The sequence below is a fragment of the Paenarthrobacter sp. CM16 genome (genome assembly GCF_013179505.1).
Lineage (GTDB): Bacteria > Actinomycetota > Actinomycetes > Actinomycetales > Micrococcaceae > Arthrobacter.
On sequence record NZ_JABMCX010000117.1, the window covers coordinates 1 to 14255 of the forward strand.

The 14255-nt window shown below is 63.8% G+C and carries 17 protein-coding genes; 11 read left to right on the top strand and 6 right to left on the bottom strand.

Features of this window, described 5'->3' with window-relative positions; all coding sequences use genetic code 11:
• Positions 1–596: HAD-IIA family hydrolase (locus HP499_RS11960; RefSeq protein ID WP_172324290.1), on the bottom strand; the 596-nt coding region annotated here is incomplete at its 3' end.
• A 303-nt stretch (positions 597–899) separates the two neighbouring features.
• Here HP499_RS11960 and HP499_RS11965 point away from each other — a divergent pair.
• On the top strand, positions 900–2153 hold the full coding sequence (locus HP499_RS11965; RefSeq protein WP_172324278.1) for a hypothetical protein: 1254 nt from the start codon (positions 900–902) through the stop codon (positions 2151–2153).
• Positions 2154–2190: 37 nt separating this feature from the next.
• Positions 2191–2889: a TrmH family RNA methyltransferase gene (locus HP499_RS11970; protein ID WP_172324279.1), complete on the top strand. Its 699-nt coding sequence runs from the start codon at positions 2191–2193 to the stop codon at positions 2887–2889.
• Between the two features lie 35 nt (positions 2890–2924).
• Here HP499_RS11970 and HP499_RS11975 read toward each other — a convergent pair whose 3' ends face one another.
• Positions 2925–4007, bottom strand: a complete 1083-nt coding sequence (locus HP499_RS11975; RefSeq protein ID WP_172324280.1) for a hypothetical protein — start codon at positions 4005–4007, stop codon at positions 2925–2927.
• Between the two features lie 187 nt (positions 4008–4194).
• On the opposite strand from HP499_RS11975, the gene fbaA reads away from it, so the two are divergent.
• Positions 4195–5214: a class II fructose-bisphosphate aldolase gene (gene fbaA / locus HP499_RS11980; protein ID WP_026542313.1), complete on the top strand. Its 1020-nt coding sequence runs from the start codon at positions 4195–4197 to the stop codon at positions 5212–5214.
• Entirely contained in the window at positions 5214–5636 is a 423-nt protein-coding gene (locus HP499_RS11985; RefSeq protein ID WP_011773312.1) for a DUF3151 domain-containing protein, read from the top strand. The genes fbaA and HP499_RS11985 overlap by 1 nt, the downstream gene beginning before the upstream one ends.
• Positions 5637–5743: 107 nt before the next feature.
• Here the strand turns inward: HP499_RS11985 and HP499_RS11990 are convergent, their stop codons facing one another.
• Genes HP499_RS11990 through HP499_RS12000 form a run of 3 tightly spaced genes read right to left on the bottom strand, consistent with a single transcriptional unit; the run spans position 5744 to position 8681 of the window.
• Positions 5744–6565 (bottom strand): ABC transporter ATP-binding protein, encoded by an 822-nt coding sequence (locus HP499_RS11990; protein ID WP_172324281.1) that lies wholly within the window; start codon positions 6563–6565, stop codon positions 5744–5746.
• Positions 6562–7626, bottom strand: a complete 1065-nt coding sequence (gene fepG / locus HP499_RS11995) for an iron-enterobactin ABC transporter permease (RefSeq protein ID WP_172324282.1) — start codon at positions 7624–7626, stop codon at positions 6562–6564. Before fepG ends, HP499_RS11990 begins: the two co-directional genes overlap by 4 nt.
• Positions 7623–8681, bottom strand: a complete 1059-nt coding sequence (locus HP499_RS12000; RefSeq protein ID WP_253951541.1) for an iron chelate uptake ABC transporter family permease subunit — start codon at positions 8679–8681, stop codon at positions 7623–7625. Before HP499_RS12000 ends, fepG begins: the two co-directional genes overlap by 4 nt.
• Before the next feature lie 183 nt (positions 8682–8864).
• On the opposite strand from HP499_RS12000, the gene HP499_RS12005 reads away from it, so the two are divergent.
• A complete protein-coding gene (locus tag HP499_RS12005; protein WP_172324291.1) occupies positions 8865–9857 on the top strand; it encodes an ABC transporter substrate-binding protein in 993 nt (330 codons plus the stop codon).
• 231 nt (positions 9858–10088) lie between these two features.
• On the opposite strand, the gene HP499_RS12010 is transcribed toward HP499_RS12005, so the two are convergent.
• The gene (locus HP499_RS12010) at positions 10089–10721 is read right to left on the bottom strand and encodes a uracil-DNA glycosylase (RefSeq protein ID WP_172324284.1); all 633 of its coding nucleotides are present in this window, start codon (positions 10719–10721) and stop codon (positions 10089–10091) included.
• Positions 10722–10977: 256 nt separating this feature from the next.
• Between HP499_RS12010 and HP499_RS12015 the strand changes: the two genes are divergently transcribed.
• The 6 genes from HP499_RS12015 to HP499_RS12040 all read left to right on the top strand — a co-directional run.
• Positions 10978–11316: a hypothetical protein gene (locus HP499_RS12015; RefSeq protein ID WP_172324285.1), complete on the top strand. Its 339-nt coding sequence runs from the start codon at positions 10978–10980 to the stop codon at positions 11314–11316.
• 153 nt (positions 11317–11469) lie between these two features.
• Positions 11470–12093 (top strand): SipW-dependent-type signal peptide-containing protein, encoded by a 624-nt coding sequence (locus tag HP499_RS12020; RefSeq protein ID WP_309138382.1) that lies wholly within the window; start codon positions 11470–11472, stop codon positions 12091–12093.
• A gap of 3 nt (positions 12094–12096) precedes the next feature.
• The gene (locus tag HP499_RS12025) at positions 12097–12756 is read left to right on the top strand and encodes a SipW-dependent-type signal peptide-containing protein (protein WP_172324286.1); all 660 of its coding nucleotides are present in this window, start codon (positions 12097–12099) and stop codon (positions 12754–12756) included.
• Positions 12753–13277 (top strand): signal peptidase I, encoded by a 525-nt coding sequence (locus HP499_RS12030; protein ID WP_172324287.1) that lies wholly within the window; start codon positions 12753–12755, stop codon positions 13275–13277. The genes HP499_RS12025 and HP499_RS12030 overlap by 4 nt, the downstream gene beginning before the upstream one ends.
• The gene (locus tag HP499_RS12035) at positions 13264–13794 is read left to right on the top strand and encodes a hypothetical protein (protein WP_172324288.1); all 531 of its coding nucleotides are present in this window, start codon (positions 13264–13266) and stop codon (positions 13792–13794) included. Before HP499_RS12030 ends, HP499_RS12035 begins: the two co-directional genes overlap by 14 nt.
• Positions 13795–14039: 245 nt before the next feature.
• Positions 14040–14255: adenylosuccinate synthetase (locus HP499_RS12040; RefSeq protein ID WP_172324289.1), on the top strand; the 216-nt coding region annotated here is incomplete at its 3' end.

The window sequence follows — 14255 nt, forward strand, 5'->3', positions numbered from 1 at the left end:
GGTTTGCCCACAATGTACGGCTCGCGGCCCGTGGCCTTGGTGATCATGGCAGCTATGGCTCCGGTGGCGGGCATGGGGCCGTCCTTGGAAGGACCTGTGGCATCGGGGTTGGTCGCGATGAACCGGGCACCGGCCAGGATGTGGCGGACGGCCATGGTGATCGCTTCGAAGGAGTAGGTGCGGGTCTCGCCCAGCACCACGAAATCGGGATCAGTATCGGTGAGGATGAACCCGGCCTCGTGCAAGGCCGTTGTGAGCCCGGCTTCGCCGATGGTGTAGGCGCGGTTGCCCGAATCCGAGGACTGCACTTGGTCCTTGAGGAACTGGGCCGTGGCCAGCGCGGACGTCCAGATATTCTCTTCCGGAACCTCCAGTCCTGACGCGCGCAGGCGGGCTGCGAGGTCGCGGGGAGTGAAGATGGAGTTGTTGGTCAGGACCAGGAACCGCTTGGACGTATCCACCCAGCGCTGAATGAGTTCAGCCGCGCCGGGGATCGCCTGGTTCTCATGGACCAGGACGCCGTCCATATCCGTGAGCCAGCACTCGATTTCGTGGCCGTTCCGATAAACCGATGTGGACGTGGTTTCTTCTGCCATATTTGCCTCCGGCTGGGGTTGTTCATGCACTTCCACCAGTCTTCCATCAATCCGCGGTCCGGACATCCCGGGATCCTGCTTATGTGGGTAGTTCTGCCCATGTGGAAAACTGCTGTGACTTGCCCCCGGCGGCTCAGGCTCGACTACGCTTGTGGCGGCGCAGGCGTGCCACCGCCGTGGGTCGGGGGATCGACACAGTGGTTTTTATGCGGCGCCTATGCTTCAGCAGGTCCCCTCTTCCGGTTTATCCATCGGGTGTCCCAGAAACATCCCGGTGACCCACTGCATTCGAAAGGGCCTGTCATGAGCAATAACAACGGAGCGCCTCAGCCTCCCTTCAACCCCGACGGCGTACCGCAGCCCCGCTACGACACCGGCCAAGGCCAGTACGGGCAGGGTCAATACCAGCCCAATGGCGGCCAGACCGAGGCCTTCCCCACCCAGCAGCCGCCGACGCAGGCTTACCCCACCCAGCAGCCGCCGACTCAGGCTTACCCCACGCAGCAGCAAGCGAACCAGCAGGGCAACCCCGACGGCGAATACGCCGAAACCGTGCACCGCTACCCCCAGCCGCAGCAGGACCAGCCGGGCTTCCCTCCGCCCGGAGCCGGCTACCCGGGCCAGCCCGGCGGACCCGGCCAGCCTGGCTACCCGGGCCAGCCCGGTTACCCAGGCCACCCAGGCCAGAACCCGGGCGACCACAACAAGAAGTCCTTGTTCCTCATCCTGGGTGGTGTCGCCGTCGTCGTGATTATTGCCCTGGTGGTGGCGTTCACGTGGTTGATTCCGTCCATGATCAAGCCCACCGCAGTGGAGTCTCCCGCGCCGTCTGTGACGTCCTCGGACGAAGCGTCGGAGGCGGCGGCCGAGCCGTCCGCTGAACCGTCCGCCGAGCCTTCGGGTGATTCTTCGGCGCCCTCCGGGATGCCTGCAGGGGCCATCCCGTTGCCGGCAGTGTGGGAACAACTCGCCGGTCCCGCCAACGTTCCTGCCGATGGCGATCCCCTCTTCAACAAGTGGGTTACGGGCGAGTCGTCCTTCCAGTACCTGGCCGAGTGGACCCACGACGAGTCGTTCGGCATTACCAAGGACCCCACCACGGGTGAAGAGATCCAGAAGAAGGCCCAGGGCACGGTGGAGACCGACGGCGATGGCATCGCGCTCGCCTATGCCTTCTTCGCGGAGTCCGAGGAAGGCAAGTTCGGCAAGGATCCGGCCGAGATCAAGAAGGCCATCCAGGACATCGAAGCCCGCTACAAGGGCATGTCGGCCACCGAGCTGCCGCAGAACCTGGTGGGCCACAAGTGCGCTTCGGACTTCAAGACCTCAATGCCGGAAATCCGTGAGTTCCGCCGTGGCGCCGCCGTGGTCGTCGGTTTCACCTGCACCAACGCCCGTGGCGAAGCGATCCAGGCCGTCAACCTGTTCTCCGTAACTCCCTGGGGAACACCGCAGATGCTGGGCGTCAGCGGCCACAAGGAATACTGGGACGCGCACCCGGGGCTCTTTGAGCAGTTGGCCAACTCGTACCGCATCAACAAGTGGAAGATGGGCTAGTCCAGGAGGGTTCCTGCGGCAGGGCTAAAGTTGAGGGGTGACTGACCTTCCCCCCACTACAGCCCTGCCCACCCCTGCCCTGTCCTCTGCCGACACCACAGGGGACGGCGAGGCGGAAGCGAAACCCGAGGTCGGCGTCGGGCCCTGGGAAGGTGAGTGGCCCGTTGGTGACCACTGGGACCCGGACCTGTTGAGGGACGGTGACCGCCGCAACGTGGTGGACCAGTACAGGTACTGGAAGCATGACGCGATCGTTGCGGACCTTGATTCCAAACGGCACGATTTCCACATCGCCATTGAAAACTGGCAGCACGACCTCAACATCGGCACGGTGGTCCGGACCGCCAACGCGTTCCTCGCCAAGGAGGTCCACATCATTGGTCGACGCCGGTGGAACCGTCGCGGGGCCATGGTCACCGACCGCTACCAGCACGTCCGCCACCACCCGACGGTCGAGGACTTCGTGCAGTGGGCCGAGGGGGAGGGGCTTGCCGTGATCGGCATCGATATCTTCCCCGATTCGGTGCCGTTGGAGACGTACGACCTCCCGAAGAACTGCGTGCTGGTGTTCGGGCAGGAAGGGCCCGGCCTGACACCCGAGGTGCACGATGCCGCCGTCGCCACGCTTTCCATCGAGCAGTTCGGCTCCACCCGGTCCATGAATGCTGCCTCCGCGGCCGCCATCGCCATGCACGCCTGGGTCCGCCGCCACGTGTTCCAACAGCCCGTGAGCTAGGCGAGCTGTCAGTATCACCCCGGGCAGCTGCCGTTCTATTGGTCTTTGAGAGTCGCTTTTCCGTCGACGATGTGGATCTCTCCTGAGGCTCTGGGTATTACAATCTCAACCTTCGGCTCCCATTGCGGGGCGTCGTCACGGCCGCTGTTCACTTCGTAGCTCACCGAAGCCGCGCCCGATTGCGCCGACTGAATGATCCAACTGTCCTCGCCGCGAAGGAGAGTGAAGGTGGGCTCCTTCTCGATGGTCCATTTCACGTTGCGGGTAGGTCGGTATTCGGAGATCGCAAACCCGGAACAGCCACGACGCGTCGCTTCGGCGGTACTAGCCGGAGCGGAGGCAGTGCATTCGGTCCGTTTGTTCTCAAGAAGTGTCCGGGTCTCGTCCAGGAGCAGCTGGGTGGGTAACACTTTCAATCTTTCGGGGTTCTTGGAAATCGCCCGGTCAATGCTGATCAAGGCCTTCTGCTCTTCTGCCGTTGTGTACTTGTCTCCGGAAATGCCGAGGGTGTACTCGCCGGGGAAGGCCGGCATCAGCAGGGAATCACTGGCAGCGGTTCCGGAGTCAGGAGCGGCAACAACCACGCCGTTCACGGTGAACGACCCCACGGGACGGCTGGAACTGATCCGGATTTTCTGGAAGTTTTTGGGCCCAACCTTCCACTCGCCTTCACGTGACTTGGTCATCCTCAGAATGATTTCCTGCTTGCGGCCGTTCTGGGTGACTTCGGCAGTGACGAACTCCGACCTTGCCTCCAGGATCCGGTAACCGTCAATGTGCTGCTTTGCATTTTTATACACGTTGTTTTGGAGGAGAGCCCGTTCATTCTCCGGGACGCCGGGGTCCGATACGCTGAGGGCTTTCTCACTGTCACCATCGATCAGGGCCTGGAAGTATGTTTTTGCTGTGCCGCTCATGCCCCGGTCCGGTGAGAACAGCGGTAAAACCAGGAGAACCAGGGCAACGATGGCTGCCGTGAGGAAGACCGCCGCGCCCGCTGCAATGGCAATAATCATCTTCCGCTTCCGCCCGGGGTGCGCTTCCGGGAAAGTACCGCCCTGGTGCGGCAGGGGTGGCGTTGGGCGGGGCTGATGGTTTGCGCTCGGGGGGATCTCCATTCCGGCAGTATATCCACCGTCTCGATGAATCAGGGTAGCTGGCGGAGTGCCAACTCGGCGGAAGTGTTAAGAACCCCCAGTGACCCGAAACACGGCGTCCCGGCGGATATCGCTAGGATGGGTGCTAGCCGTAAGCGGTCTACTCCAGGGTTACCCACCCACAGACGAATTCAGCATAGGAGTCACCATGCCCATTGCAACCCCAGAGATTTACTCCGAGATGATTGACCGCGCAAAGGCTGGCGGATTCGCTTTCCCCGCGGTCAACGTGACGTCGTCGCAGACTCTGAACGCTGCGATCCGCGGTTTCGCCGAGGCCGAATCCGATGGCATCATCCAGGTTTCCACCGGTGGCGCAGCCTACTGGTCCGGCGCTTCGATCAAGGACATGGTTGCCGGTTCCCTCGGCTTCGCAGCGTTCGCCCGCGAAGTTGCCAAGAACTACAACGTCAACATCGCCCTCCACACGGACCACTGCCCGCAGGACAAGCTGGCGGACTTCGTCCTGCCGCTGCTGGCAGCTTCCGAGGAAGCCGTCAAGGCCGGTAACGACCCCATCTTCAACTCGCACATGTGGGACGGCTCGCACGAAACCCTCCCGGAGAACCTGCGCATCGGCCGCGAACTGCTGGAACGCGCAGCTGCTGCGAAGATCATCCTCGAAGTTGAAATCGGCACCGTTGGTGGCGAAGAAGACGGCGTAGAGAACGAAATCAACGAGAAGCTCTACACCACCACCGAGGACGCCCTCGCCACGATCGAGGCACTCGGCGCCGGCGAACACGGCCGCTACCTCACCGCGCTGACCTTCGGCAACGTGCACGGCGTCTACAAGCCGGGCAACGTCAAGCTCCGCCCGGAACTGCTCAAGCAGATCCAATCCGAGGTTGGCGCCAAGATCGGCAAGGAAAACCCGTTCGACCTCGTCTTCCATGGCGGTTCGGGCTCCACCGAGCAGGAAATCGCTGACGCCGTTTCCTACGGTGTCATCAAGATGAACATCGACACCGACACCCAGTACGCGTTCACCCGCCCGGTTGCCGGCCACATGTTCTCCAACTACGACGGCGTCCTGAAGGTCGACGGCGAAATGGGCAACAAGAAGACCTACGACCCCCGCGTCTGGGGTGCTTCGGCCGAAGCCGGCATGGCCGCGCGCATCGTCGAAGCCGCACAGCAGCTCGGTTCGGTGGGCAAGACCTTCTAATGTCTGACGAATTCCGCAAGAACCTGATGGGGCCGGAGCCTACGCTCCTGCCCGCTGAAACCGAGATCTACCAGCACCTGGCGCTCGGCAACGAAGCGCTGGACCTGGTGGCCAAAAACCCTACGTCGTCCTTGCTGTGGGCCATCCTCGCCGAGGAAGCCTGGGCCGAAGGCCGGACCATCGAGTCCTACGCCTACGCCCGCGTTGGCTACCACCGCGGACTGGACTCCCTGCGCCGCAACGGTTGGCGCGGAGTCGGACCCATCCCGTGGGAGCACGAGCCCAACCAGGGCTTCCTGCGTGCTCTCTACGCTTTGGGCCGTGCGGCGTCGGCGATCGGCGAGGCTGAAGAGCCGGAGCGGATCGAGAAGTTCCTGAACGACTCGGACCCCAAGGCCAAGGCAGCGCTCGAAGCCCGCTAAAGCGGACTCAACAAAACACACGACGACGGCGATCCTCACCGAAAGGCGAGGGTCGCCGTCGTCGTTAAGCGCGTTTGTCCGTAACAGCGCTCCGTCCGATACAGCGCTCAGTCCGTGACAGCGGAGTGCCGCGGCCGCCCCAGCGGAACCACCAGCGGCGTGTGCGTCACGGGGTCGTCAATAATCCGGCAGGCCATGCCGAACACTTCCTCCACCAGGGATTCGGTGATCACGGAAGCGGGAGCGCCCTCGGCCACCACCACGCCGTCCTTCATGGCGATGATGTGGTCCGCGTAGCGGCTGGCATGGTTGAGGTCGTGGAGCACGGCAACCAGGGTGTGGCCCTTGTCCAGGTTGAGCTCGCGGAAGAGTTCCAACAGTTCAATCTGGTGGGCTATGTCAAGGAATGTGGTGGGTTCGTCCAGGAGCATCAGCGGTGTTTGCTGGGCGAGGACCATGGCCACCCACACTCGCTGCCGCTGCCCGCCGGAGAGTTCGTCCACCAAACGGCCGGACAAGGATGCGACGCCGGTGGCCTCCATGGCTTCCACGACGGCGATCTCGTCAGCCTCGGACCACTGCCGCAGCAGCTTCTGGTGCGGGTACCGCCCGCGGGCCACGAGGTCCGCTACGGTGATGCCGTCGGGGGCTATGGACGACTGCGGCAACAGCCCGAGGCGCCGGGCAAGTTCCTTGGCCGGCAAGGAGGTCACGGACTTGCCGTCCAGCAGCACCTGACCGCTGCGGGGCTTGATGAGACGGGCGAGGGCGCGCAGCAGCGTTGATTTGCCGCACGCATTGGGCCCGACAATCACCGTGAACTGCCCCTCAGGGATCCGCACGTTGAGGTTCTCGGAAATGACGCGTTGCTCGTAGCCGATGGTGAGTGCTTCGGCGTGGAGCTGTGGCGCGGCAGTGGTGAGGCTCATGATTTCCTTGCTTCCCTGGCCAGCAGCCAGACGAGGTAGATACCGCCGATGCACACCGTCACAACGCCCACGGGCAGCTGGATCGGGGCAAACAGGCGCTGGGCGGCGAGGTCACTGGCCACCAGGAGGAAGGCGCCCATCACAGCCGAGGGAACCAGCGTGATGCCGGCGCTTCGAGTCAGGCGACGGGCAAGCTGGGGTGCCGCGAGGGCAACGAAGGCGATGGGCCCGGCCACGGCGGTGACCGCTGCCGTCAGTGCGACACCCAGGATGAGCAGCAGCAAACGGGTGGGTTCCGCCCGGACGCCCAACGCGCGTGCGGCGTCGTCGCCCATTTCCAGCAACTGCATGCGGCGCGCGACTCCCAGCGTGCCCAAGGCAACTACAACAACCACGACGACGGCGGGCGCCGCCTGCTCCCAGGTGATGCCGTTGAGGGACCCGGCTCCCCAGACAGCTGCTGCCAGGGCGGCCTCCAGCTCGGCCTGCAGTATCAGCCAGTGGTTGAAGGCGGCCAGCATGGCGCTGATACCGATGCCCACAATAATGAGCCGGAAACCTTGGGAGCCGCGCCGGTAAGCCAGCAGGTAGACGGCCAACGCGGTGAGGATTCCGCCAACCAAGGCCCCTGCAGCGATGCCTAAATATCCGCCGCCGATGGTCAGCATCACGATCAAGGCACCCGTGTAGGCGCCAGTGTTGAAGCCGATGATGTCCGGGCTGCCCAGCGGATTGCGGGTCATGGATTGGAAGATTCCGCCGCTCATCCCCAAGGCCGCACCGAACACCAGCGCTGCAAGGACGCGCGGGAGCCGCCACTCCATGACGATGGTTTGGGCAAGACCCGGCGCGTCGCCGGCGAAGGCCTGGAGTACTTGCGGCACTGAAACGTCGTAGTCGCCGGTTGCCAGGCTGGCCACCGCCACGGCCAGCGCGGCCAGAATCAACGGAACGCACACCAGGATGCTGCGGATGTCGACACGGAAGCTCAGCCAACGGTTTCGGAGCAGTACCGTGGGCCGGCCAAAATCAAGGCGTGTCCTGGGGTTCAGGTCCGTCATAGCCCGCTCACTTTCCGGCGCCGCGCCAGGGCGATCAGCACCGGAGCGCCAATGAAGGCTGTCACCACGCCCACCTGGAGTTCCCCGGGAGCGGCGATCCGGCCCACAACGTCCGAGACCAGCAGCAGGATGGGGGAGAGCACCACGGTGGTGGCCATAATCCACCGCTGGTCCGGGCCGACGATCCAGCGGGCTACGTGCGGAATCATGAGGCCCACGAAACCGATGGCACCGGCACCGGCTGTTGCTGCTCCGCTGAGGAGGGTGATGGCCGCGACGCCCAGGATGCGGGTGCGGTTGACGTTGGCGCCGAGGGAGGTAGCAAGGTCGTCGCCCAGCGCCATGGCGTTGAGCCCGCTCACGCAGAACAGGGCGATCACCAGTCCCAGGCCCATGAACGGCGCCACAGTCATGACTGCGTCCATACTTCGGGTGTCCAACGAGCCGATGCTCCAGGAGCGCAAGTGGTCAAAAGCCTTAGGGTTCAGGAGCGTCAGCCCTGAGCCAATTCCCGTGAGGACAGCCCCCAACGCAACACCGGCGAGTGTCAGCCGGATGGGATTAACCACGTTCCGGCCGGAGGTGCCGATCAGGTAGACCGCTGCGGTGGTCAGGATGGCCCCGGCAAAGGCGAACCAGATGTAACCGCTGAGGGAGCCGATCCCGAAAACTCCGATCGCCACCACAATGGCAAACGAGGCACCGGCGTTGACGCCCAGGATGCCCGGATCAGCCAAGGGATTGCGCGTGATCGCCTGGATGAGCGCACCGGCCACACCCAGCGAAACTCCGACGGCGATGCCCATCAGGGTGCGCGGCAGCCTGTTTTGCAGGATGATCGCGTGATCCGCAGTGTCCTGCGGATTGGTGAATGCTTCCAGCACCGTTGGGGCCGGGATGAATTTGGCTCCCACGCCGAGGCTCAGAATCACTGCGCCCAGAAGGACTGCCGCCGCAAGGACCAGGAAGAGGACCCGCCACCGGGACTTGTTGACGACGCCGGATCCGACAGCCGCGCTGACAGCCGGGCGGGCAGGGGCGGCTACTTGTGACATGACGCCGTCGATGGGGACACAGCAGGGACCATTTCGAAGAGGGGCAGTAATAAGACGGCCCATTGTCCGTGACCGTCATCACAACGTCACGAATGTGTGCCTTAATTAGGTTAGCCTTACCCAGTGAAAAATGACGATTTTGAAGTGCAGCCGCGTAAGGCTTCCCGCGTACGCAAACTTGCCATGAAGGTGGCCGGTGCCGCCGTAGTGGTGGGTCTCCTCGCGGGCTGCGGTGCCGGTGGCGGCTCCGGCTCAAGCGCCGGCAACGCTGATGTTGCTACGGGCGGTTCCAAGTTCACCACCGCGGACCAGGAAACGGCCAAGCTGGGCACGGACGCTGCCCCGGGCGTTTTCCCGCGCACCCTGAAGCATGCCAATGGCGAAACCACCCTGGAGAAGAAGCCCACCCGCGTGGTGGTCCTGGACACCGGCGAGTTGGACGATGTGGTGACCCTTGGCATCACGCCGGTGGGCATGGCCACCACCGAAGGCGCCAACCCTGTCCCCACGTACCTGGCTGACAAGGTCAAGGACGTGGCCTCGGTGGGGACCATCCAGGACCTCAACCTCGAAGCAATTGCTGCGCTGAAGCCGGACCTCATCCTGGGCAGCCAGCTCCGGGCCGACAAGCTGTACAAGCAACTGTCCACCATTGCCCCCACGGTGTTCAGCATCCGTCCCGGCTTCCCGTGGAAGGAGAACTTCCTCCTGGTGGGCAAGTCCTTGGGCGAGGAAGACAAGGCCGTCAAGGCGCTCAACGACTACCAGACCGAAGCCGATGCCCTCAAGGCAGAGGTCAAGGGCGATCCCAAGATCTCACTGGTCCGCTTCCTCCCGGGCAAGATCCGGCTGTACGCAAACAAGTCGCTGATCGGCGTCATCTTGAAGGACGCCGGTCTTGCCCGTCCGGAGAACCAGAATATCGATGAACTCGCTGCCGAGATTTCGGCCGAGAACATCGAGCAGGCCGACGCCGACTGGATCTTCTACAGCAGCTACGGCGACCCCTCGGCAACGGGCGAGACGTCCGCGGTTGAAGGCGCAGTGTGGCCCAAGCTCGGCGCAGTCAAGGCCGGCAAGGCAAAGGCCATCAGCGATGACGTCTGGTTCCTGGGCCTCGGCCCGACAGGCGCACAGCTGATCCTGAAGGACCTCCGCAGCATGCTGGTCGGCTAACGCCGCCACCTCAGTAAGCCCCAACAACAGCACCCCAACGACCACGGCGGCCCTCACCGGAAAGGTGAGGGCCGCCGTCGTACGTGGCGTTGTGAGGCCCGGTCTACGCGCTTACCCGGAGGTTTGGGGCGCAAAGCGGGCCACGCAACGAAGGGTGCGGGCGTTGTGAGGCCCGGTCTACGCGCTTACCCGGAGGTTTGGGGCGCAAAGCGGGCCACGCAACGAAAGGAACTACGCCTTGCGGGGAATACCCGTGCGTGCCATGGCTTCGGCGTAGGCGCCGTGGATGGCATCCAGGTATTCCTGCTGGCGTGCCGGGGTGCCGGCGAAGGAACGGCCACCGAGCGAGCGGACCTTGAAGGTCTTGAAGCCGCGGCGGGCAATGCTGGCCGGTGCAGCCTTCATGAGCTGATCGGCCAGGCGGTGTGCCTCGTTGCCGTGTGCCACCAGGGCAGAGGTGCGCGGCAGGAGCTGCAGGAGGCGCAGAAGCGGCTTGAGGCCTTCGGTGATGTTGGCCGGCGTGAGCTTGCCAGGTTCCTCGGAGGGCTCAATCCACGGGTACGCGTTCCACGGCATCATGAGCTCGGGACGGAGGCCCAGCTGCCACTGCATGCCGAGCATGCGGGTGGCGGCTTCTTCGTCGCCGGGGGTGATGAAACCTTCGCCGGTGGTGGTGCGCTGGTTGGAGAAAAGGCTGACGATGCGGCAGTCATCCATGCTGTGGGCGGGGTCGATGTAGAGGACCTCGCTGCCCGGCTTCTGCTCCTTGATGGAGTCGCACAGCTCGTTGACCTCGGCGATGTGCGGTTCGTAGCGGCGGTTCCAGAGGATTTCTTCGGGTGATTCAGTCGCCAGTTCTTGCATCAGGGGTTAGGTCTCCTAGGTGTTACAGCGCACCGTTCCAAGGGGCCGCGGGCATGCCGCAGCCGAACCTCAAAGGGTGCTGTTGGGGGCTAACTAACCTTACCGGACTATGGGGGTTAACGGGTCCTGCTCCGGCGCGCCCTTTAAATGCGACGCGGCGTGTTGCCCCGAAACGTGTCCAGCGTCTCGACGGCGGCGTCCAGCCCTCCGCGCATACTCTCGACGACGCCACGCGGTGTGGTGCATGATGCGCCCTATGGAGAAACAGGATTCGTCCGCTGCCGCCGTTTCCGCTTTTGAGGAGCTGGGGGAGGACCTGGCGCCCGCCGGGGTGGTGATGGGGCAGATGTTTGGTGCCACCTCACTCATGCTGAACAAGAAGGCGCTTGCCTGTTTGAACGGCGACAAGATCGTCTTCAAATTAGGCCGGGACACCGCGGAGCACGCCCGCGCACTCGCGCTGCCCGGAGCCGTGCCCTTTGATCCATCAGGTTTGAACAGGCCCTACAAGGACTGGGTGGAGTTGCCGTTTGATGCGCATGAACAGTGGCCGGCCTTTGCCGAAGCGGCGCTGAAGTTCGTGGCGGGTAAGTAGAGTCTTGTAGCTATTTCTGCAGGTCAAAGCGTTGACATACCTTCGCGGGGATGATGGGTTGGAACCATCGGTTTTGGGGGAACCAGCTGGGGACCTCCACCTCCGGGCTCCGATCTCCTGATCGTCAGCATCACAACTAATGTGGGGGTAATAGTGGTTGCATCAACAGCATCGCCAGAGGCGGATCATCGCGATACCAAGCCTGGAAAGTCACCTAAGATCCGCGCCATCCTTGCCGGCGGCCTGGTGCTGGGGGTGGGCGCAGCCATTACCTTGGCAGCTTGGAACGATTCCGAATTTGCCCAAGGAACGTTCACCGCCGGTGCCTTCAACCTTGAGGGCAGTACGGACGGGACCATGTTCGGAGAGAACCCGGTCACCGCCCCGGCAACGCTGGGCTTCACCGCCACACCGGGCAACCTGGCACCCGGCGATGTGGTCACTGCGCCGTTCGCCGTCAGGTTGGACGACACATCAACCAACGATGCCACCGTCACCGTAACTACCGAAGCTTCCACCGGAGCCCTGACAGGCCTGACGTACTCGTTGACGCAGTCCGCTGGTTTCGGGTGCACTGAACCAGTGACGGAAACGCTGGTGGCCGCAGGACAGGCGTTGGGCACGACGCCGGGCAGCGTCACCTTCGACCTTGCGCAGGGGACAGGCACAGCCAACGGCGATGCCGTGAACCTCTGCTTCCGGATCACCGCAGACGATGACCTCGTCCAATCCCAATCCGGGACCACCACTTGGGAATTCGCCGCACAATCGCAGTAACCCATGGGCCGACGACATGCCGAAACCAAGCGCGGTGCGGGCCTGCTCCGCATCCGCGCACTCCTTGCAGGGGCACTGGTGCTGGGGCTCGGGAGCTCCGTGACCCTGGCCTCGTGGACTGACAGCGACTTCGCCACCGGTTCCTTCGGTGCGAGTGTGTTCGCCACGGAATCCAACGTCACCAAGCCGTACAGCGCGTCAGGGGCCTGGAGCCCCAACAACGCCTCGCCTGGTGCAGCGCTGGTTTTTACCGCGACTGCCATGAGCCCTGGCAGCGTGGCCTACGCACCCTTCGCCATCCGAACCACGGCGAACTCGGTGGCAGGCGAAGTGGTGCTCGGTGTTCCAACGGTTACCAGCAGCGGAACGGGAACTGCAGATCTTGGCGCAGCCCTGCGCTACCGGGTGGTTCGTTCCGCAACGTGCGACGCTGCCTCGTTCACCGGGAACCCACCATTTGTGGTGGGCAGCGACGGCGCCAAGGCGTTCACGCAAGGGCAAGCGGCCGGCGTCGTCAATCCCTTGGCAGCCGCGTCGGCAACGTTGCCCGGAGCGCCTACCCAGTTCTGCTTCGAGGTCACGCTTCCGGCCGGTGCCAACAACGCCCTGCAAGGCCAAACTGCTACTGCGACCTGGCAATTTACGGCCACCTCAAACTCATGAGCCGCGGACAAATCCAGGGCAGGCTGCGGGAAACCGTGCTCAACGTCGCTGCCGCGGGCGGTGCCGTCTGCATCCTGGCAGTGGTGTGCGCGCTCTTGTTCAACATCACGTTGATCATGTTCAAGACGGGGTCCATGTCCCCGGCAATTCCGGCCGGATCACTGGCCGTGGTCCGGGAAATCCCGGCACAGGAGATCACCGTTGGGGACGTGGTCACCGTGGACAGGCCTGGAAAGCTGCCCATCACGCACAGGGTCCAAACCGTGGACCCTGTGGAGGGGGCCGCTCGAATGATCACCATGAAAGGCGACGCCAACACGGAAGCCGATCCCGCCCCTTATGTGGTGGAAAAAGTCCGCCTGGTGCTCTGGTCCGCGCCGGGGCTCGCGCACCCGCTGGCCGCTGCAGCCAACCCAGTGGTCCTGGGCGCCACCACGGTTGCAGTATCGGCGCTGGTGACATGGGTCCTGTGGCCAAGGAGCGCCGGCCGACGCAGGAGCGGACAGCATGTTGCGGCGTAGATCGGTTGGGATGGCCGGGCTGTTGCTGGCGGTGCCCCTCGCCGTCGTGCTTTCCGTGATGAATCCGCCGGCCGTCACCGAGGCGGCGTGGCAGCATGGACAGTTCGCGTCCGGCAGCTTCGGGACGGTGACTATTCCAGCTCCTGCGCTCAACGGCCAGTGCACGTACAACCCGGGCATCCTCGGACTGGGGGCCTACGTTCGTATTCTGTGGAAACCGCCAACCGGGTACACCTCAGCCAACGCGGAAGTGCAGGCATCCACCAGCGGATTGGGTTCGGCACTGGCGCCGCTGACAGGATTTTCGCTGACGTCCAACACCACGGGTTCGCCGGCGGCAGGCTATGTTACCGATGTTCCGGTCAATCTCCTGGGTGGGCTTCTGGGGCTTGGAACGGAGCTGCAGATTGCCATTGTGATCAAGGACGGTGGCTGGACTTCCAAGTCCGCCTCCGTAGCAACCAACGCGGGGCTGGTTGCCGGGTTGGGCGGCTCCTGCAGGAATCTGGCCGCCTGATCCATAGCCGGTGGCGGCCCCGCCGGGGTTTCCTGGGGGAAAACTTCACCAGGAGGCCTTTCGCAACGCCTTGACACCAGAGAAAGCGGTGTCATCGGCTAAACTTGGCTGGTAAGAGCCCCGAACTCTTGCGTATGCCGGCCCTGGTGGCAGGCTGCACCGGTTTCTTCGGGGCATTCTCATGTACGGCGTCTCGTCCTGGCCATCCGGCTGGGCCCGGGCCCGAAAGAATGGGGGAGGATCCCATGCCCGCTATCGTGATCGTCGGAGCCCAGTGGGGCGACGAAGGCAAAGGCAAAGCAACCGATCTGCTCGGTGGCCGCGTTGACTACGTGGTCAAGCCCAACGGCGGTAACAACGCCGGGCACACCGTGGTTGTTGGCGGTGAGAAGTATGAGCTGAAGCTCCTTCCCGCGGGCATCCTGAGCCCCAACGCCATTCCCATTATCGGCAACGGTTGC